The organism is Halosimplex aquaticum (assembly GCF_028747785.1).
Lineage (GTDB): Archaea > Halobacteriota > Halobacteria > Halobacteriales > Haloarculaceae > Halosimplex > Halosimplex aquaticum.
In genome coordinates, this window is sequence record NZ_CP118158.1 from 3108792 (window position 1) to 3125853 (window position 17062).

18 protein-coding genes are annotated in these 17062 nt (G+C 69.6%); 4 read left to right on the forward strand and 14 right to left on the reverse strand.

Going from position 1 to position 17062, the window contains the following annotated elements:
* Positions 1-14 precede the first annotated feature (14 nt).
* From PSC72_RS15570 to PSC72_RS15615, 10 genes are all read right to left on the reverse strand, one after another.
* Positions 15-1442 (reverse strand): single-stranded-DNA-specific exonuclease RecJ, encoded by a 1428-nt coding sequence (locus PSC72_RS15570; protein WP_274322339.1) that lies wholly within the window; start codon positions 1440-1442, stop codon positions 15-17.
* Between the two features lie 77 nt (positions 1443-1519).
* The gene (locus PSC72_RS15575; protein WP_274322340.1) at positions 1520-2548 is read right to left on the reverse strand and encodes a metallophosphoesterase family protein; all 1029 of its coding nucleotides are present in this window, start codon (positions 2546-2548) and stop codon (positions 1520-1522) included.
* A complete protein-coding gene (locus tag PSC72_RS15580; RefSeq protein ID WP_274322341.1) occupies positions 2545-3564 on the reverse strand; it encodes an ABC transporter ATP-binding protein in 1020 nt (339 codons plus the stop codon). Before PSC72_RS15580 ends, PSC72_RS15575 begins: the two co-directional genes overlap by 4 nt.
* Positions 3565-3568: 4 nt before the next feature.
* The gene (locus PSC72_RS15585; protein WP_382261866.1) at positions 3569-4396 is read right to left on the reverse strand and encodes an ABC transporter permease; all 828 of its coding nucleotides are present in this window, start codon (positions 4394-4396) and stop codon (positions 3569-3571) included.
* 119 nt (positions 4397-4515) lie between these two features.
* Positions 4516-5493, reverse strand: a complete 978-nt coding sequence (locus PSC72_RS15590; RefSeq protein WP_274322343.1) for an ABC transporter permease — start codon at positions 5491-5493, stop codon at positions 4516-4518.
* 4 nt (positions 5494-5497) lie between these two features.
* Positions 5498-6640 carry an extracellular solute-binding protein gene (locus PSC72_RS15595; protein WP_274322344.1) on the reverse strand — a complete coding sequence of 381 codons (1143 nt, stop codon included), beginning with the start codon at positions 6638-6640 and terminating at the stop codon, positions 5498-5500.
* Positions 6641-6805: 165 nt separating this feature from the next.
* Positions 6806-7597 (reverse strand): uroporphyrinogen-III synthase, encoded by a 792-nt coding sequence (locus PSC72_RS15600; protein WP_274322345.1) that lies wholly within the window; start codon positions 7595-7597, stop codon positions 6806-6808.
* The gene (cobA, locus tag PSC72_RS15605; protein WP_274322346.1) at positions 7594-8427 is read right to left on the reverse strand and encodes a uroporphyrinogen-III C-methyltransferase; all 834 of its coding nucleotides are present in this window, start codon (positions 8425-8427) and stop codon (positions 7594-7596) included. The genes PSC72_RS15600 and cobA overlap by 4 nt, the downstream gene beginning before the upstream one ends.
* Entirely contained in the window at positions 8424-9749 is a 1326-nt protein-coding gene (gene hemC, locus PSC72_RS15610; protein ID WP_274322347.1) for a hydroxymethylbilane synthase, read from the reverse strand. The genes cobA and hemC overlap by 4 nt, the downstream gene beginning before the upstream one ends.
* A 663-nt stretch (positions 9750-10412) precedes the next feature.
* A complete protein-coding gene (locus tag PSC72_RS15615; RefSeq protein ID WP_274322348.1) occupies positions 10413-10958 on the reverse strand; it encodes a CDP-2,3-bis-(O-geranylgeranyl)-sn-glycerol synthase in 546 nt (181 codons plus the stop codon).
* 161 nt (positions 10959-11119) lie between these two features.
* Here PSC72_RS15615 and PSC72_RS15620 point away from each other — a divergent pair, with 161 nt between their 5' ends.
* Together PSC72_RS15620 and PSC72_RS15625 are read left to right on the forward strand one after the other, a co-directional pair.
* Entirely contained in the window at positions 11120-11956 is an 837-nt protein-coding gene (locus PSC72_RS15620; protein WP_274322349.1) for a proline dehydrogenase family protein, read from the forward strand.
* 140 nt (positions 11957-12096) lie between these two features.
* Positions 12097-12753, forward strand: a complete 657-nt coding sequence (locus tag PSC72_RS15625) for a DUF502 domain-containing protein (protein ID WP_274322350.1) — start codon at positions 12097-12099, stop codon at positions 12751-12753.
* Between the two features lie 141 nt (positions 12754-12894).
* Here the strand turns inward: PSC72_RS15625 and PSC72_RS15630 are convergent, their stop codons facing one another.
* Positions 12895-13449 carry a CBS domain-containing protein gene (locus tag PSC72_RS15630; protein ID WP_274322351.1) on the reverse strand — a complete coding sequence of 185 codons (555 nt, stop codon included), beginning with the start codon at positions 13447-13449 and terminating at the stop codon, positions 12895-12897.
* Between the two features lie 110 nt (positions 13450-13559).
* On the opposite strand from PSC72_RS15630, the gene msrB reads away from it, so the two are divergent.
* Together msrB and PSC72_RS15640 are read left to right on the forward strand one after the other, a co-directional pair.
* Entirely contained in the window at positions 13560-13967 is a 408-nt protein-coding gene (msrB, locus tag PSC72_RS15635) for a peptide-methionine (R)-S-oxide reductase MsrB (RefSeq protein ID WP_274322352.1), read from the forward strand.
* Positions 13968-14225: 258 nt separating this feature from the next.
* On the forward strand, positions 14226-15008 hold the full coding sequence (locus PSC72_RS15640; protein WP_274322353.1) for a hypothetical protein: 783 nt from the start codon (positions 14226-14228) through the stop codon (positions 15006-15008).
* A gap of 9 nt (positions 15009-15017) precedes the next feature.
* Here the strand turns inward: PSC72_RS15640 and PSC72_RS15645 are convergent, their stop codons facing one another.
* The 3 genes from PSC72_RS15645 to PSC72_RS15655 all read right to left on the reverse strand — a co-directional run bounded on the left by PSC72_RS15645 (position 15018) and on the right by PSC72_RS15655 (position 17044).
* A complete protein-coding gene (locus PSC72_RS15645) occupies positions 15018-15257 on the reverse strand; it encodes a glutaredoxin family protein (protein ID WP_274322354.1) in 240 nt (79 codons plus the stop codon).
* 128 nt (positions 15258-15385) lie between these two features.
* Positions 15386-16432 carry a DNA repair and recombination protein RadA gene (gene radA / locus PSC72_RS15650; protein ID WP_274322355.1) on the reverse strand — a complete coding sequence of 349 codons (1047 nt, stop codon included), beginning with the start codon at positions 16430-16432 and terminating at the stop codon, positions 15386-15388.
* Between the two features lie 159 nt (positions 16433-16591).
* Positions 16592-17044, reverse strand: coding sequence for a hypothetical protein (locus PSC72_RS15655; protein ID WP_274322356.1), 453 nt, complete (start codon positions 17042-17044; stop codon positions 16592-16594).
* Positions 17045-17062: the final 18 nt, after the last annotated feature.

Sequence of the window (17062 nt, forward strand, 5' to 3'; positions counted from 1 at the left end):
ATGGGAGGAGGCCGTCACCCGATCTGGTCGGCGACGATCTCGTCGGCGGCGTCGACGAACGCCTGTTCCTCGCCGGCGGGGACCGTCGCGCCGGCGGCGATGTCGTGGCCGCCGCCGTCGCCGCCGACCGACCGGGAGGCCTCGCCCATCACGACCGAGAGATCGAGGCCCTCGCGGACGAGCACGCCGGTCCCGCGGGCCGAGACCTTCGTCTCCTCCTCGTTCTTCCGGGCGAACGCGACGATCGGCTTGTCCGCCGAGACGCCGTCGGTGCCCAGGGCCATCCCCGCGACGATACCGACGATGGTCTCGCGGATGGCCTCGCCGGCGTCGAACCACTGGAGGTTGTCCTCGTGGGTGACGCCCTCCTGGCGGACGTACTCCAGGCCCTCCGAGAGGTTGCGACGGTGGTTCGAGAGCAGGGTCTGGGCCTGATCGAGCGCGCCGTCTCGGTTCCCGAGACAGACGCCCAGGCCGACGTCCGCGCGTTCGTATCGCGCCGTGGCGTTCAACAGCGTCGAGAACTCGCTGGCGTCGCGCAGTTCGGTGCCGTGGGGCTCGTCGACGAGTTCGTACGTCGTCCCGACGAGCGTGTCGATCTTCGAGGCCGGGACGCCCCGCTGGACGGCGTGTTTCACCAGTGCGCTCGCCACCGTCTGGCGCTCGTCGTCGGTCAGGTCGACCCAGGTTCGCCACTCCCCGGCCTCCTTCAGGTCGACGTCGAGCCCTTCGAGGAACCGGACCGACCCGGCCTCGTCGCCGGAGACGCCGGGGATCTGGACGTCCGTCGCGTACTCGAAGAGCTTCGGGAGCGGGCGGGTCTGCTTGCCGTACAGCGTGAGGTCGGTCCCCTCGGCGAGGACGCCCGCCTCGACGCCCTCCTCGACGATGCCGCGGTTGGCGCCGACGAGTTCGCCGCCGACGGCCTGCATGTCGCCGACGGCACCGACGACCGCCAGCCCGGCCAAGTCGCGGTTGTCTTCGGACTGGCCGCTGCGCTCGGCCAGCGCGCGGGCGAGGACGTACGCCGCACCAGCGCCCGAGAGCTCGGAGGCGCCGTTGATGCCCTCCAGCAGCGGGTTGAGGTGGTACTCGGTCTCGGCGTCGGCCGGCTGGTGGTGGTCGGCGATGACCGGTTCGAAGTCGCCCGCCTCCTCGTGGGCGGCGATGGCGTCGAGCTGGCCGCTGCCGAAGTCGGTGAACAACACGGTGTCGTACTCGCGGGCCGCGATAGACGCGATCTCCGCCTCGTCGAGCTGTTTCTTGAAGACGGTCTCGAACTCCAGGCCGGCCCGTTCGAGCGCCGTCGACGCCACGGCCGCGCTCGTCAGGCCGTCGGCGTCGATGTGCGAGGCCAGCAGCAGTTCGTCGGCGGAAAGCAGTCTGTCGGCGCAGGCGTCTGCGCGCCCGGCGAGGTCGGGGACCGGCCCGGTCGTGCTCATCGAGCGTTTCTTATCGCGGCACTGGGTTTAAACCTAAGGGGTTCCCGCTCGCCGGATGGCGCCGGAGGACTGGACAATTAGCCGTCGAGACGCTCCGAGAGCCGCCGCTCGACGAGTTCGACGACCGTCTGGCCCAGCGGCGACCCGTCCCTGGCCAGGCCGTGAGCCTCGGCGACGCCGGCGCGGTCGGTCAGCGGGACCAGCCGGAGCGTAGTCCCGTCCGGCCCGACTTCGACGTGGAGCGACGCCTGCGGGAACGAACAGGTCGCCGGAGCGAGCGCCTCGACGGTGCCCCCGTGCGTGCACAGCGCGGGGACGTGGTGGTGGGCGGACAGCACGAGCGGCACGTCGTGCCGGCGCAGGAGTTCGGAGACCGCGTCCCCGTCCCGGAGGGAGAAGTTCCGCCAGCGGTCGCGGTCGGGGCAGTCAGGGAGCCTGGCGGCGGGGTGGTGGAGCGCGACCACGGGCTGGTCGGCTGCGGCCAGTTGCTCGGCGAGCCACGCCCGCTGGGCGGGGCCGACGCGGCCGCCCCAGGTGTCCCGCAGGTCGCCGACGTCGTTGCGGTCGTCCTCGGCGGCCGACTCCCGGTCGTCGTCCGTCGTCGTCGGCCCTCCGGCGGCCGCCTTCGAATCGCTGTCGACGGCCGGCCCGTCGACCAGCCCGGCGACACCGCTCGTCGCGGTGTCGACGCCGAGCAGGGTCAACTCGCCAACCTCGCGCGCGAAGGGGAGCGGGTCGTAGCGCTCGGCGAAGCGCTCGACCGGCGGGGTCGTGTGGTCGTCGAACGCCTTCGGCACGTCGTGGTTACCTGGGACGGCGTACCAGGGAACGTCCAGATCGCCGAGCGCGTCGTCGACGGCGTCGAACTCCGCGGAGTGGCCGTCGCGAGTCAGGTCGCCCGCGAGGAGCGCGGCGTCGGCGTGTTCGTTCGCGATAGCGACGGCCGACCGCAGGCGTTCGAGCGTCCTGTGGTAGACCTTCCACGTGCCGCGGGCGGTCAGCGCGACGTGCGGGTCGGCGACGACCGCGAGCGTCGTCGGTGAATCGCTGCGGGGGCGGTCGAGTCGGGCGAACACGGGTCCGGGGGCGACGGTCTGTGGTGTCATGAGTTGGTGAGGACGTGAACGCGGTCGGTATCGAGGGTCAGTGCGACTCGCTCGCCGGCCGCCGGCGCGTCGGTCGGATCGACCCGGAGCGTCACCGACTCCTCGTTCGGGAGGTCGGCGACGCAGCGGACGTGTTCGCCGAGGTAGAACCGCTCGCGGACCGTCGCCTCGAACGGGCCGTCCCCGAGTTCGAACGCCTCCGGGCGGGCGACGACCGTCACCTCCCCCTCGTCGCCGTTCGGGGCGGGCGTCGTCGCGTGGCCGAAGTCGAGTCGGCCGTTGCGGGCGGTCGCGGGCAAGCGGTTGGAGGTGCCGACGAAGTCGGCGACGAAGCCGTTGGCCGGCTCCTCGTACACCTCCGCCGGCGTGCCAACTTGCTCGATGCGCCCGTCGTTCATGACGGCGATGCGGGTGCAGACCGCCATCGCCTCGGTCTGGTCGTGGGTGACGTACAGCGCGGTCACGTCCAGATCGTTCAGGAGTTCGACGAGTTCGCGCTGGAGACGGGTCTTCAACTGCGCGTCGAGGCCGGTCATCGGCTCGTCGAGCAGGAGGATGGTCGGCTCGATGGCGAGCGCCCGCGCGAGGCCGACCCGCTGTTGCTGGCCGCCCGAGAGCGTCGTCGGGTCGCGGTCGGCCAGTTCCGCGATGTCGAGCAGTTTGAGGAGTTCGACGGCGCGCTCGCGGCGTTCCGCCTTCGAGACTCCGCGCATCTTCGGGCCGAACTCGACGTTCTCCCGGACGGTCATGTTCTCGAAGAGGGCGTACGACTGGAAGACGAGGCCGACGTTCCGCCGCTCCGGCGGCACGCGGGTCACGTCCTCGTCGTCGAACAGCACGCGGCCCTCGGTGGGCGTCTCGAAGCCGGCGATCGTCCGCAGCGTCGTCGTCTTGCCGCAGCCCGAGGGGCCGACCACCCCGAGTATCTCGCCGTCACCGACCGTCAGCGACAGGTCGTCGACGGCGGTCGCTTCGCCGAACCGTTTCGTCACGCTGTCGAGTGTGATGTCTGCCATGGTATCAGTCCGTCGCGAACCCCCGGTTGCCCAGCAGCTGCAGCGCCGCCGTGACGCCCGCGATGAGGAGGAAGAACACGGAGACCGCGGCGGCGGTCGTCAGGAAGGAGCTGTTCGAGATGTTCGCCTTGAGGAAGAGCGCGAGCGGCCGCGCGCCCCGCGAGAAGACGACGTAGGAGAAGTTGAACTCCGCGGCGGCCAGCGCCCAGCAGATGATCGCCCCCGAGACGATGCCGCGCTTGGCGTTCGGGACGATGACGGAGATGAAGGTCCGCGGCCAGGAGGCGCCCAGCGACCGGGCGCTCTCCTCCAGTTGGCGCAGGGGCATCGACTCGAAGCTCGACTGGACGGCCATCACCATGAACGGCGCCTTCAGCAGCGAGTAGCCGACGATGAGCCCGAAGTCAGTCGCCGAGAGCTGGGGGTACGCCCGGAGGAAGGCGATGCCGAGGACGATCCCCGGCGCCAGCGGCAACACGGCGACGGCGTTGAGCAGGTCCCGGCCGGGGAACTCGTAGCGCGCGACGGCGTAGGCGATGGGCACGCCGACGACGAGGTTGACGAGGACGCCGCCGAGCGCGAGCCACATGCTGCGGAACAGTGGGCTCTGGCCCGGCGCGGCGAGGGGGTTCTCGGGCAGCGTGCGCAGGACCGCACCGAGTCGCAGCGAGTAGAGCGCGTCGCCGCCGAGCCCGAGCACCTGCTTCCAGTGGGTGAACGTCACGAACCCCGACGGAAGGACGCCGGTCCACTCGCGGGCGAACGACGCCGCGAACGTCGCGACGACCGGGAAGACCAGGAACACGAACGTCAGCGCGAACACGGCCGTCACGAGCGGGCGACCGAGGACGCCCGACGGTGAGGGGCGCCACGAGCGAGCCTCCGCGTCTTCGACGGCGACGCCGCCGTCAGGGCGTGCGGTCTCGGCCGAGCCCGTGTCGTCGCACTCGCTCACAGCCCCACCTCCGCGCTGGTGTAGCGCAGGCCCAGCGCCGTGAACCCGAGGACGAAGGCGAACCAGACCGCGGCCATCGCCGAGGCGAGCTGGATGTCGAACCCGCTGCCCGCCGAGAGCGCGTAGTCGATCTCGTAGGTCCAGACGCGCAGCGCCCGGAGGATCAGGACGGTGCCGAAGATCGCCAGCGCCGTCCGGAACGTGAGGATGAACGCGCCGATGAGGCCCGGCTTGATCTGCGGGAGCGTGACGTGATAGAAGGTCCGGGCGGGTGTCGCGCCCAGCGAGCGGGCGGCCTCCTCGGTGCGCTCGTTCACCTCGGCGTAACTCCCCCGGAGGAGCAACAGCGCCCGGGGGACCATCGAGTAGCAGTACGCGACGAACAGGCCGCCGACGCTAGTCGCGATGGCCAGGTCGAGGTTGCTCCGGCCGGTGAACCACGCGGCGAGGTTCGTCACCAGGCCGCTGTTGCCGAAGAGGACGATGATCATGAACGCCGCGACGATGCCTGGCAGGCTGATCGGGAACGAGAGGAGCGTCACCAGCGCGCCGCGGAACGGCAGGTCGTACTTCTCCAGGGCGTGGGCCGTCGCGGTCGCGACGCCGAGGCTGACGACGGTCGTCGCGAGCGAGAACCAGAGCGTGTTGACGGCAGAGGCCCGCAGGTGGGGGTCGGTGACGAGTCGCCGGTACGCGGACAGCGAGAACCCCTCGGTGACGTACTTCGCCTCGGAGACGCTGATACGGAACATCTCGCTCAGCGGGTACAGTCCCGCGACGGTCGCGAGTACGAGGAAGGGGGCACACAGCGCGGCGATGCGCCGGCGCTCGCGGTCGCGCTCTGTCCGCGGCAGCACCAGTCGCTCGGCGGGGTCGGGGAGCCGCTCGACGCCGCCGCGGGCGGCCGTCCCCGCCGCGTCGGCGACCGGCGCCAGTCGGCCGCGGATCCCGTCGGTCGCTTCGTCGGCCGCCATCGGCCTACAGGCCCGCGGAGCGCTCGATCTCGTCGATGATGCCCTGCTGTTTCTCGACCAGTTTCCCGTAGTCGACCTGGAACTCCGTCTCGTCGTAGACCGACTGGTCGGGGAACTCGTCGGGCATCTCCAGTTCCGGCGCGCGGATCGGGCGGACGTACGCGTCGAGGAACTTGCGCTGGCCCTCCTTCGAGAGGACGTAGTCCATGAACAGCTTGCACGCTTCGGGGTTGGGGGCACCCTCGATCAGCCCGTAGCCGTAGGGCTGGTTGAACGCGCCCTTGTTGCCGTTCTTGCCCTTCAGGAGCGCGACGTCGACCTTGTCCTCGGCGATGGCTTCGTCGTTGTACTTGAGGTTCAGCCCGGAGTAGTCGTAGCGGACGAACGTGGCGTACTCGCCCTTGGTGAACTGCGCCTGGAAGTTGTCGGTGAACTCGGCGCCGTTCTCCTTGAGCTGCTTGTAGTAGTCGATCACCGGCTGGAGGTCGTCGAGCGACCCGCCGCGGGCGTTGTTGATCGAGAGGGCGCAGGCCAGCCCGACGGCCGCCGTCGGCGTCTGGAGCGCCATGTCCTTCGCGACGTCGGGGTGGAGCAGGTCGTCCCAGGTCGTCGGGGCGTCGAGGCCGCGCTCCTCGTAGACGTCAGCGCGGTAGGTGACCGCGGTGGTCATCCGCCGGGTCGCGGTCATCTGGCCGTCGTCGGTCTTGAGCTTCTCCGGCACCTTGTCCCAGTTCTTCGGCTTGTAGCCGGTGAGAAAGCCCTCGTTCTTGGCGATGATGCCGTAGGTGTAGCCGCCGTTGTACGCCGAGTGGTCGGGGTTCTGGGCGTGCGAGCGCATGTGCTTGAGCGCCTCGCCGGACGAGCGGTCGTCGTCGTTGAGCGGGACGCCGTACTGCTGCTCGAAGGCCTGCATCAGCGCCGGCCAGTTCGACCAGTTCGACTGGACCGCGTAGACGTAGAGCTTCTCCGGGAACGACGACGCGCTCACGGTCGTCTGGTAGTCGCCGTGGCCCACCTCGTACTCCTCGGCCGCGTCGGTGTCGGTGGCTCCCCCGTCCCCGCCGCCGAGCGCGCCGGTACAGCCCGCGAGACCGCTCGCTACTACCGCACCCGTTCCTGTCAGAAACCGCCGCCGTGACGTGTTCATACGGGAGAACGGGCGCGGACGACGGTTAAGACGGCTTATATTTCCGGTTCGTTGCAGTATCGAGCGGTACGTAGCCACCGGGCGAGTACCCGCCGCTATCGACGGCTATTGGCGCTATATATCTCCGTGAGGCCGGCGGACGGGGACTCGGTCAGTTGTCGCCGGTCAGACGCCGTCGGAGACGGTGTCGTCACCGGACGCGGCCTCCACGACGGCCTCGGCGAGCGCCTCGAAGTCGGCGGTCTCGGGGATCACGTCGACGGCGACGCCAGCGTCGGCCGCGGTTTCGGCGGTCGGGTCGCCGATGACGCCGACGACGGCGTCGGCGAGTCCGTCCAGCGCCTCCTCGCGGACGTCCCGCTCGTCGGCCGCGGCGAGGAAGTGCCGGACCGTCAGCGAGGAGGTGAACACGGCGCCGTCCAGATTGCCAGCGGCGGCGACTTCGGCCGACTCGCCGGCGTCGGCGGGCCGCTCCAGCCGGTAGAGGACCGTCTCGTGGAGGTACGCGCCGGCGTCTTCCAGCCCGGTCAGCAGCACCGCCGAGCCGTGGTCGCTGCGGGCGACCTCGACGCGGGCGCCGTCGACCTCGTCTTCGAGCGCTTCGACGAGACCGGCCGAGGAGAACTCCGCGGGCACCCGGTCGACGGGGTAGTCGTGGTCGCGCAGCGCGTCGGCCGTCGACTCGCCGATGGCGCAAACCGTCGCGTCGCCGGCCTCCCATCGCTCGTCGGGGCCGCCCTCCTCGGCGCGCTCGCCGGCGACGAGTTCGACGCCCGTCTTGCTGGTGAACACGACGTAGTCGGCGTCGCTCCGGGGGACGTCGCCGGTCGGGTCGACGGTCAGCATGGGGTCGGCGACGGGGTCGGCGCCGAGCGATTCGAGCAGTTCCGCGGCGGCCGCGAGCCGGCCGTCCGGCGGGCGGAAGACGGCGATCCGCGGGCGGTCGGCCGCGCTCATCGGTCGGCCCCTCCGCCGACCGCCGTTTCGGTGTCGTCGTCGGCCGCGGGCTCGCCGTCCTCGCCGGCCGGCGCGTCGCCGCCGTACCCTCGAAGGAATTCGACGACGCGCTCGCGCTCGCCGGCGACGTCGCCGACGACGGTGATCGCCGGCGGTTCGATGCCGACCTCGTCGCGGGCGTCGACGATGGTGTCAAGGGTCCCGGTCGCGACTTGCTGGTCCGGCCAGGTCGCGCGTTCGACGAGCGCGACGGGCGTGTCGGGGGCCATCCCGGCGTCGCGGAGCGCGGCGGTGTAGTCGGGGAGCTTGCCGACGCCCATGAGGACGACGATGGTCCCGCCGGTCGCCGCCAGCGCCTCCCAGTCGACGGCCGACTCGTCTTTGGTCGGGTCCTCGTGGCCGGTGACGAACGACACCGAGGAGGCGTGGTCGCGGTGGGTCGCGGGGATGCCCGCGACCGCCGGGCCGGCGATGGCCGACGTTACTCCCGGGACCACCTCGAACGGCACCTCGTGGGCGGCGAGATACGCCGCTTCCTCCCCGCCGCGGCCGAAGACGAACGGGTCGCCGCCCTTCAGACGGACGACGTCCTCGCCCTCGCGGGCGAGTTCGACCAGCCGCTCGTTGATGGCCGACTGGGGGGTGCGCTCGCCGCCGGCGCGTTTGCCAACGTCTTCCCGGCGCTCCTCGGGGATCAGGTCGATGATCTCCGGGCCAGGGAGCTTGTCGTGGAGCACCACGTCCGCTTCGTCGAGGAGCCGGCGGGCTTTGACGGTCAGCAGGTCCGGATCGCCGGGGCCGGAGCCGACGAGATAGACGGTCCCGGTCACGCGTCGGTCCCCCCGGACCCACTCTCGTCGCCGTCGTCACCGCCCTCGATGGCGTCGGGCGTGTCCGGGGAGGCGCTGGCCGCGCCGGAGTCCTCGCCGGTGCGCCGTCGCGCTCGTTCGATGATCGCCGCCGCGCCGTCGTCGGCCAGGTCCGCCGCGAACGCCCGGGCGGCCTGCGGGTGACGGTCGACGGGGAGTTCGCGGGTCTCGCGGACCTCTTCGTCGCCCTCGCGGTCGAGCACGCGGACGCTCGTCCGGACGACCGACCCCTGGAGGACGGCGTAGATGCCGACGGGCGCGACGCACCCGCCGCCGAGTTCTTCTAGTACTGTCCGCTCCGCGGTCGCTTCGACCCGGGTCGGCGCGTGGTCGAGCGCGCTCCGGATGTCCTCGGCGAGGTCGCCGTCGCGGGCGGTGACGGCGAGCGTCCCTTGCCCCGGCGCGGGGACGAACTGGTCGGGTCGGAGCTGCTGGTGTTCGACGTGGTGGAGCAGGCCCGCCCGCTCTAATCCCGCTTCGGCGAGCACGATGGCGTCGTACTCGACGTCCGGATCCCGTTCGAGCGCACGTCGCTCGAGCTCCGAGAGGTCCTCGAACCACTCCGCGACCGTGCGGTCGAACTCGGAGTCGTCGTCCTCGTCGCCGTCGGCGTCCTCGCTGTCGTTTCCGCCCGCGTCGGCCGCTGTCTCGTCGTCCGCGCCGTCGGGCTTGTTGTACTTGGCGTAGTCGGTGGATCGTGCCTGATCGTCCGCGTCGCCGTCGTCGGCCTCGTCGTAGACGGCGAAGGACTCGGCCTCCTCGTCGGCTTCGGCCTCGACGCGGCGCTCGTGTTCGCGGACGAGCGGGGGCGCGAGTAGCTTCTCGACCCGCGTGTCGACGTTGCCGCGCAGCGGCTGGACGTCGAGATCCGGCCGCTCGGCGAGCAACTGGGCGCCCCGGCGGAGGCTGGACGTACCGACGGTCGCGCCCTCGGGCAGGCCGGCGAGGCTCGACCCGTTGCGGGTGACGAGCACGTCGCGGGGCGCCGCGCGCTCGGGGACGCCCGCGACGACGAGGTCCTTGGGCATCTCCGTGGGCATGTCCTTCATCGAGTGGACGGCGGCGTCGCAGTCGCCGTCGAGGACCTCCTCGTCGAGCGCGCGGACGAACGCGCCGGTCTTGCCGAGTTCGTGAATGGCCTCGTCGGTGATCTGGTCCCCCGTGGTCTCCACCTCGACGAGTTCCACGTCGAACCGTCGGTTCTCCAGGCGCTCCTTGACGGCGGCGGCCTGCCGCATCGCGAGCGTCGACCCGCGCGTCCCCAGCCGCAACGTTGTACTCATTGTCTCTCAGTGGACGCGCCGACGTGAAAAGCACACCACTTCCGTTCGCGGCTATTGTTTAATTCGCGTGCTTGTTGAGCGGTTGTTTCTGGTGGACGGGTCGTGGAAGAAACGGAAACGACCGCAACCGGAGGAGACAGCAAGCGATGAAAGCCCTCGGCGGGCTCGCGGTCGCTGAGTCGGATATCCTCGCTTCGCTCCCCGTTCACATCGAGGTCTCCCTGCGGTCGACCTCGCACCGCTCGGATAGTGCCGACTCAGTCGACTGAACTGAACGCGAACCCACCTCGCCCTTTCAGTCCGCCAGGAACAGCACAGCACCGCGCCTCACACCTCCCCAGCCGATTCGCTCAGTCGCTCCGCTCCTTCGCTCATCCCTCGCACGGCTTCGACTCACGGCCTCGCTGTCGCTCGGCACGCTCGATAGCGCGCGCCACCGTGACTGTCTCTTCTGCGGGCTATCGGTAGCATCCGCCGAGCGAAGCGAGGCGGTTCACCGTCAGAGCGAAGCTCTGACGAGCCCGCGGTCGTTCACGGTGCTCACTCCCGCGGACACCGAATCCGAGCGGAGCGAGGATTCGGCCTTTTTCACCCATGTTTTTGTCGGTCGGGTTCCCGCAGCGAGCGCAGCGAGCGAGGAAACCCGGCCGGGAAAAAGATGGTCTACCAGGGCTCGTCTTTCGCGCCGATGACGTAGGCGATGCCGTTGGTGACGACGTGGAGCAGCGGGGTCGCCACGAGGACGACCGCGAGCACCGTCGGCGCGAACGTCTCGACCACCCAGTCGAAATCGAGCAGGGCGGCGAGCGCGAGCGCGCCGACGACGAAGTCGAGCTGGTCGAGGCCGGGGAAGGGGGCGCCGCGCTCGCGGCCGGTCCGCCGCTTGAGGAAGGATGCGGCGATGTCGCCGCACATCGCGCCGAGCGCGAGGCCGACGGCGGCGGGGAGCGGGAACTCGACGGGCGCGACGCCGAGCAGGTCGGCGATGGCGTCCGATCCGGCGTTGAGTACCAGTGCGAGCGCGACGCCGGCGGCGGTCCCGGCGGCGGTCCCCCGCCAGGTCTTGCCGTCGCCGAGGACGCGCCGGCCGCCCCAGGTCCGGCCGCCGTCGATGGGGCGGCCGCCGCCGGCCAGCACCGCCGCGTTGTTCGGCACGTACGCGGGCAACATCGCCCACAGCGCCGTCACGATGGCCGGGTACAGGTCCATATGCTCGCCGACAGTTCCGTGCCCCTTAATCACGGTGTTTCGCGGCGTCCGTACCGACGGATCGGTGTGGGCCCCGCTGTGTGCCCGGGTCGCACTGTCCGGCCCGGGTTCTGCCGCCCGGTGTCGGTACCACTTTCACACTGGCGGCAATACTTGCGACCATGATTCCGCCGATCGCGAGTCGGTTCGTCGCCGGCGAGACGGCCCCGGAGGCGCTCGAACACGCCCGCGAGGCGAACGAGCGCGGGCTCGGGGTGATACTCAATCTACTGGGCGAACACTACCACGAGCGCGGGCCTGCGGACGAGGACGCCGCGACCTACTGCGAGTTGATCGACGACATCGCCGACGCGGGTCTGCGGGCGTGCGTCTCGGTCAAGCCGTCCCAACTCGGTCTCGACGTCGGCGAAGACGTCTTCCGCGAGAACCTCGCCAGCGTGGTCGAACGCGCCGACGAGCACGACGAGTTCGTCTGGATCGACATGGAGGACCACACGACCACGGACGCGACGCTCGACGCGTTCGAGCATCACGCCCGCGAAACCGGGGGAAGCGTCGGCATCTGCGTTCAGGCTAATCTCCGGCGGACCCGCGAGGACCTCGAACGGCTGGCCGACCTCCCGGGGAAGGTCAGGCTCGTCAAGGGGGCCTACGACCCGCCGGCGGAGGTCGCCTATCGAGAGAAATCACGGGTGAACCGGGAGTACAGGGACCTCCTGGCGTTCATGTTCCGTGAGTTCGACGACGGCGTCGCGGTCGGGAGTCACGACCCCGGGATGATCGACCTGGCCGCGGATCTGCACGGCGAGTACGGGACGCCCTACGAGGTGCAGATGCTGATGGGCGTGCGCGAGGACGCCCAGGTGGACCTGGCCGACGACTGCGAGGTCTGGCAGTACGCCCCGTACGGCTCGAAGTGGCTCTCCTATTTCTACCGGCGGGTGCTCGAACGCAAGGAGAACCTGACCTTCGCGCTCCGCGCCGTCGTGAGCGGGTGACGCGTGATTCGAACGAAGTGAGAATCACGGTTGAGCGAGCGGCGGAGCCGGGAATTCGGGGTAGAGATGAACAACATCCGCTCGTGTTCTCCGTCCGGAAGGAACACGCTTAGTACGCTCCGGCGGACAGATAGGCGCAGATGAGTTCGGCATCCTGGAAGCGAGACTTCGCCAGCGGGCTGGTCATCCTCGTACCGTTGCTGGTGACGGCCTACATCATCCTCTGGCTCTACACGGCGTTGGCGGGCGTGCCGCTGCCGGTCGAGAGCCACAACGTCACGGTCGGTGACCGGTCCGTCCCCGTCGGCACTCCGCTCCGGGTGCTGCTGACGATGGTCGTCTTCGTGCTCGTCGTCTTCTCGCTGGGGTACCTGATGCGGACCACGTTCGGCGACCTCATCGAGGGGACCATCGACCGAACGATGAACCAACTCCCCGGGCTCCGGGTGGTCTACAACGCGTCGAAGATGGCCGTCGAAACCGTCGTCTCCGGCGCGGACGAACTCCAGGAACCCGTCAAGATCGAGACCTGGCAGGGCATGCGGATGACCGCGTTCAAGACCGGCAAGTCGACCGAGGACGGCCGCGACGTGCTCTTCCTCCCGACAGCACCGAACATCACTACCGGCTTCGTCGTCGAAGTCGATCCCGACGCCTACGAGGAGACGAACGAACGCGTCGAAGAGGCGCTGACACGCGTCCTCAGCGCCGGCTTCGGGGAGGCCGACCAGACGTCGATCCCGATGACGCCCGACGACGAGGAGAATCCGGAGTCGGCGGACGACGGCGAAGACTGACGGCGAGAACTGCGCCCGACGGCAGAGATAGAGAGGTAGACGGCGGCCCACGGCGGATGCGAGCGACGGGTCACCGCGGATGCGAGTCGTGAACGGTGGCCGACGCTGACTCGGGACGAGTGGGTTCCGGCGGGGCGTCGATCAGCTGATGTGTGCGGCGATGTCGGCCTCGGTGATGATGCCGACGGTCTCGCCGCCCTCGACGACCAGGACGGCGTCGTTGTGGTTGAGGTAGTCGTTGATCTCGTCGATGGTCGCGCCGGGTTCGACGGTCGCGATGGACTCGCGTTTGACCTCGTCGACGGGTAAGTCGCCGACGTTGTCGGCCTCCGACGAGTCCGACAGTTGCCGAATGTCGGAGTGGCTGATCAGGCCCAGCGGCGTCCCGTCGCGGATGACGGGGGCCTGCGAGAACCCGCGTTCGTTCATCCGTTCCTGCGTCTGGTGGACGGAGTCGTCGGGCTGGACGCTCACGATGGGTGAGTTCATCAGGTCTTCGGCCCGCAGGATCGCTCCCTCTGCTTCCTGTAGCGCGTTGACGATCCGACGGAGCGTCGACAGCCGCGGGTCGACGTCCCCGCCCTCGATCCGGGCGATCAGCGGCTGTGACACGTCCGCCCTGTCCGCCAGGTCGCTCTGGGTCAACCCCAGTTCGTTCCGCCGCTCCCGCAGATCCGCCGGCGTCGGTAAGTCCATGCGACGGAATAACCATCGGTAATATAAAAAACCACCGCCGGACGCGCTCGGTCACGCGGGCAGCGGTCGCCAGCGGTCGATATAAACGCGTGGAGCGGCTATCGGGTGGTATGTCAGACAGCGAGGAGACGCTCCCGGACTCCGACGAGGAGTGGCGAGAGCGGCTCACAGAGGAGGAGTACAAGATCCTGCGCGAGCGGGGGACCGAACCGAAGTTCAGCGGCGAGTACCTCGACGTCGACGACGAAGGGGAGTTCACCTGCGCGGGCTGCGGGACGGAGTTGTTCTCGACGGACAACCAGTTCGACTCGGGCCACGGCTGGCCGAGCTTCTTCGACGTCGTCGAGGAGGGCAACGTGGAGACGCGGCTGGACACCAGCCACGGGATGCGCCGGACGGAAGTCGTCTGCGCGACGTGCGGCGGCCACCTGGGGCACGTCTTCGACGACGGCCCCGAGCCGACGGGCAAGCGCTACTGCATCAACTCGGCGGCGCTCGATTTCGAGGGCGACGAGTAGCGTGGCTCGACCGCAGGGAGAGCCACGTTATGACGAACGGTGACCGTCGGGAACCGTGAGTAGCGTGGTCCGAACGGAGTGAGGACCACGATATACCGGGCGGGGAGCGAAGCGACCCGCGAGCAGCGCGCCGCGATCGGAGTGAGGACCGCGGCATCGCGAGAGCCCGAACCGCCGGAATCGACGTAGGCCGGACCGACTATCAAATCGATCGAACCGGCCGGAAGCCTTTTTGAACTCGTGATCGGTTGCAGAGGTGTGACGCCCGAACACGCGGAGGAATCGGCGGACGGGTCCGGCGACCGGACGGTCTCGGTGCTCGGGGCGGACGTGGTAGTAGAGGAGGCGTTCGTGGCGTTCCCGTGGCGCGCGGGGATGGCGCGGGCGCCGGCCGCGTTCGTCGCGGCCTTCGTCCTGACGGCCGGGGTCGCGGCGATCGGCGGGTTCGGATCCGGGACGCTGCAGCGTCGCGTCTCGCTCCTGGGTATCGTCGTCTTCAACGCCCACAACATCCCGGCGACGGTCGGCGCGGTGCCGCAGCTGCTCGCCCCGGTGGCCGAACCGGTGGCCGGCGTCCCGGGCGTCGGACGGCTCCTGCGCGGGCTGTTCACGTTCGGGACCGGCCACACGGCGCCGCTCTCGCACGCCGGCGGTATCCTCGGCGGGCAGACGGCGGGGATCGGGCACCTGAACCTCATCGAGGCGTTCGGCGAGACCGACGTGCCGACGCTGGTCTACTACCTGGTGCCGCCGGTCGCGCTGGTCGGCGCGGGCTACGAGTTCGCCGACAGCTACTGGGAGGAGACGACGACGGAGTCGCTGGTGGACGTGGCGCGGTTCGGCATCGCCGTCGCGGCCGGCTATCTCGTCGTCCTGTTCGTCGGGTCGGTGCTGTTCACCGCCGTGTTGCGGAGTTCGATCGCCGGCGCGGTCACGGTCTTGCCCGACCGGTACCTGCTCGTCGTCTTCGGATTCGCCTACCCGACGATATTCGCGACGCTCGGTGCGGGACTGGTGTACTTGGACAGAAGCGAGAACTGAGGCGCCGTCTCAGGCGTAGCTGGCTTCGAGGTACTCGACGATCTTCTCGGACTCGGCCATCGTGACGCCGTGGTCCTCGTCGACGATGACGGGGACGCCGCGCTGGCCGGAGACGCGCTTGACCTCGTTGCGCTGGGAGTGGAGCGCCTCCACCCAGACGGAGTCGTAGTCGAGGTCGAGCTCGTCCATGCGGTCGGCGACTTTCTCGCAGTACGGGCACCCGTCGAGCTGGTAGAGCGTGAACGACATACGTCCACATTCGGAACCGACCGGCAAGTGCGTTGTGGCCGGCTGGTCACTGTGTAGGCCCGTTCGGAGCGCTGATCCCGAGAGGGCGAAAAACGTCGCGGCGCGGAACAGCGGGCGAGTCCCGGCCGTTACTCGTTCATCAGGCCGTCTTCCTCGACGCGCATGACGGCCTCGCCGTCGGGGAGGTTCGGCGCGTCGACGAGCTTGACGATCCGCTTGTCGCCCTTGGACTTGCGGAGGTAGATGCGGAACGTGGAGGTGTGGCCGAGGATGTTGCCACCGATGGGCTGGGTCGGGTCCCCGAAGAACGAGTCGGGGTTGGAGGCGACCTGGTTGGTGACGACGACGGCGGTGTTGTGGAGGTCGCCGACGCGCATCAGGTCGTGGAGGTGTTTGTTGAGCTTCTGCTGGCGGTCGGCGAGTTCGCCGCGGCCGACGTACTCCGCGCGGAAGTGCGCGGTCAGCGAGTCGACGCAGAGCAGGCGGATGGGGAACTCCTCTTCCTGGGTCTCGCTGGCGAGCTCCTGGGCCTGCTCGGCCAGCAGGATCTGGTGGTTGGAGTTGAACGCCTTCGCCACGTGGATGTTGTCGAGCATGGTCTCGACGAGGTCGTCGAGCAGCGCCTCGTCGGTGGCGTCGGCCTGCTCGGCGTCTTCGACGACGCCGTGGAGGACCATCGTGTCCTCGAGGACCTCCTCGGAGAGGCCCTTGACCATCTGGTCGATCCGCTCGGGGCGGAAGGTGTCCTCGGAGTCGATGAACATCGCGCTGCCCTCCAGCCCGCCGTGTTCGCGGGGGAGCTGGACGGTCACCGAGATCTGGTGGGTGACCTGGGACTTGCCGGCGCCGAACTCGCCGTACACTTCGGTGATCGACTGGGTCTCGATGCCGCCGCCGAGGAGGTCGTCCACCTCGTCGACGTTCCAGGTGAGCTTGCCGATCTGTTCGCGGCGTTCGAGCACGGCGGCGCCGGACTCGAACCCGCCGATGTCGGCGGCCTCGCGCGCGGCGTTGATGATGTCGGCGGCGCTCGATTCGCCGACGTCGGCGGAGTTCGAGAGCTCGCCGGGGCTCGCGACCGCGATGCCCTGGTAGGAGTCGAATCCGTTGTCTTTGAGCTTTTCCGCAGTGGCCGGGCCGACGCCCGACAGTTCTTCGAGGTCGTCTGTCGCCATGGATATCGATTGCGCCGCCCATCATATAAACCCTCGTTAACACCAAAGTGAAAGTGAAACCGGCGCACAGCGACCGTTCGTGATCGAACTGATCCGAAGGTTGATAGGTGAACGCGAGGGCGGCGGAGAGCGATCGCGGGTGCCTGTGGCCGGGGGCTCTCAGCCGCCGCGGGCGCCGAGGTAGACGACGCCGAGGACGCCGAGGAAGTAGACGGCGGTGAGCCACAACTCGGGGACCGAGAGCACGCGGTGGCCCTGGTGGCCGACGACGACGAGCGCGAGCGCGGCGAGCGAGGCCAGCGGACGGGAGCGGAGGCCACCCGCGAATGCTCGGAGTTGCCAGACGAAGTCGCGGAGAAAGCCCGAGACGGTCTCGCCGGCGGGCCGGTTCCCGTCGGGGTTGTCCGTCGGCTCGAACCCGTCGAGTGCGTCGCGGTCGACCGTCAGCACCTCGCCGGTGTTCACTCTGCGGCCGTCGGCGTCGCCCACCCGGAGGAGCGTGACGTGCTCGTCGTCCGTCCCGACGACGCGATAGACGCCCTCGTCGGCCGGTCCCGCGCCTGTCGACCGGAGGTGGTCGTACACCGAAATATCGGAACGCAGCGGCGGCATTGGCGGCGTGTCGCCCGT

Coding starts and splice junctions, on each gene's coding strand:
- radA (WP_274322355.1), bottom strand. CDS start 16,432: ATGGCGACAGACGACCTCGAAGAACTGTCGGGCGTCGGCCCGGCCACT.
- PSC72_RS15615 (WP_274322348.1), bottom strand. CDS start 10,958: ATGGACCTGTACCCGGCCATCGTGACGGCGCTGTGGGCGATGTTGCCC.
- PSC72_RS15620 (WP_274322349.1), top strand. CDS start 11,120: ATGATTCCGCCGATCGCGAGTCGGTTCGTCGCCGGCGAGACGGCCCCG.
- PSC72_RS15570 (WP_274322339.1), bottom strand. CDS start 1,442: ATGAGCACGACCGGGCCGGTCCCCGACCTCGCCGGGCGCGCAGACGCC.
- PSC72_RS15595 (WP_274322344.1), bottom strand. CDS start 6,640: ATGAACACGTCACGGCGGCGGTTTCTGACAGGAACGGGTGCGGTAGTA.
- PSC72_RS15645 (WP_274322354.1), bottom strand. CDS start 15,257: ATGTCGTTCACGCTCTACCAGCTCGACGGGTGCCCGTACTGCGAGAAA.
- hemC (WP_274322347.1), bottom strand. CDS start 9,749: ATGAGTACAACGTTGCGGCTGGGGACGCGCGGGTCGACGCTCGCGATG.
- PSC72_RS15575 (WP_274322340.1), bottom strand. CDS start 2,548: ATGACACCACAGACCGTCGCCCCCGGACCCGTGTTCGCCCGACTCGAC.
- PSC72_RS15655 (WP_274322356.1), bottom strand. CDS start 17,044: ATGCCGCCGCTGCGTTCCGATATTTCGGTGTACGACCACCTCCGGTCG.
- PSC72_RS15625 (WP_274322350.1), top strand. CDS start 12,097: ATGAGTTCGGCATCCTGGAAGCGAGACTTCGCCAGCGGGCTGGTCATC.
- PSC72_RS15590 (WP_274322343.1), bottom strand. CDS start 5,493: ATGGCGGCCGACGAAGCGACCGACGGGATCCGCGGCCGACTGGCGCCG.
- PSC72_RS15580 (WP_274322341.1), bottom strand. CDS start 3,564: ATGGCAGACATCACACTCGACAGCGTGACGAAACGGTTCGGCGAAGCG.
- PSC72_RS15630 (WP_274322351.1), bottom strand. CDS start 13,449: ATGGACTTACCGACGCCGGCGGATCTGCGGGAGCGGCGGAACGAACTG.
- msrB (WP_274322352.1), top strand. CDS start 13,560: ATGTCAGACAGCGAGGAGACGCTCCCGGACTCCGACGAGGAGTGGCGA.
- PSC72_RS15600 (WP_274322345.1), bottom strand. CDS start 7,597: ATGAGCGCGGCCGACCGCCCGCGGATCGCCGTCTTCCGCCCGCCGGAC.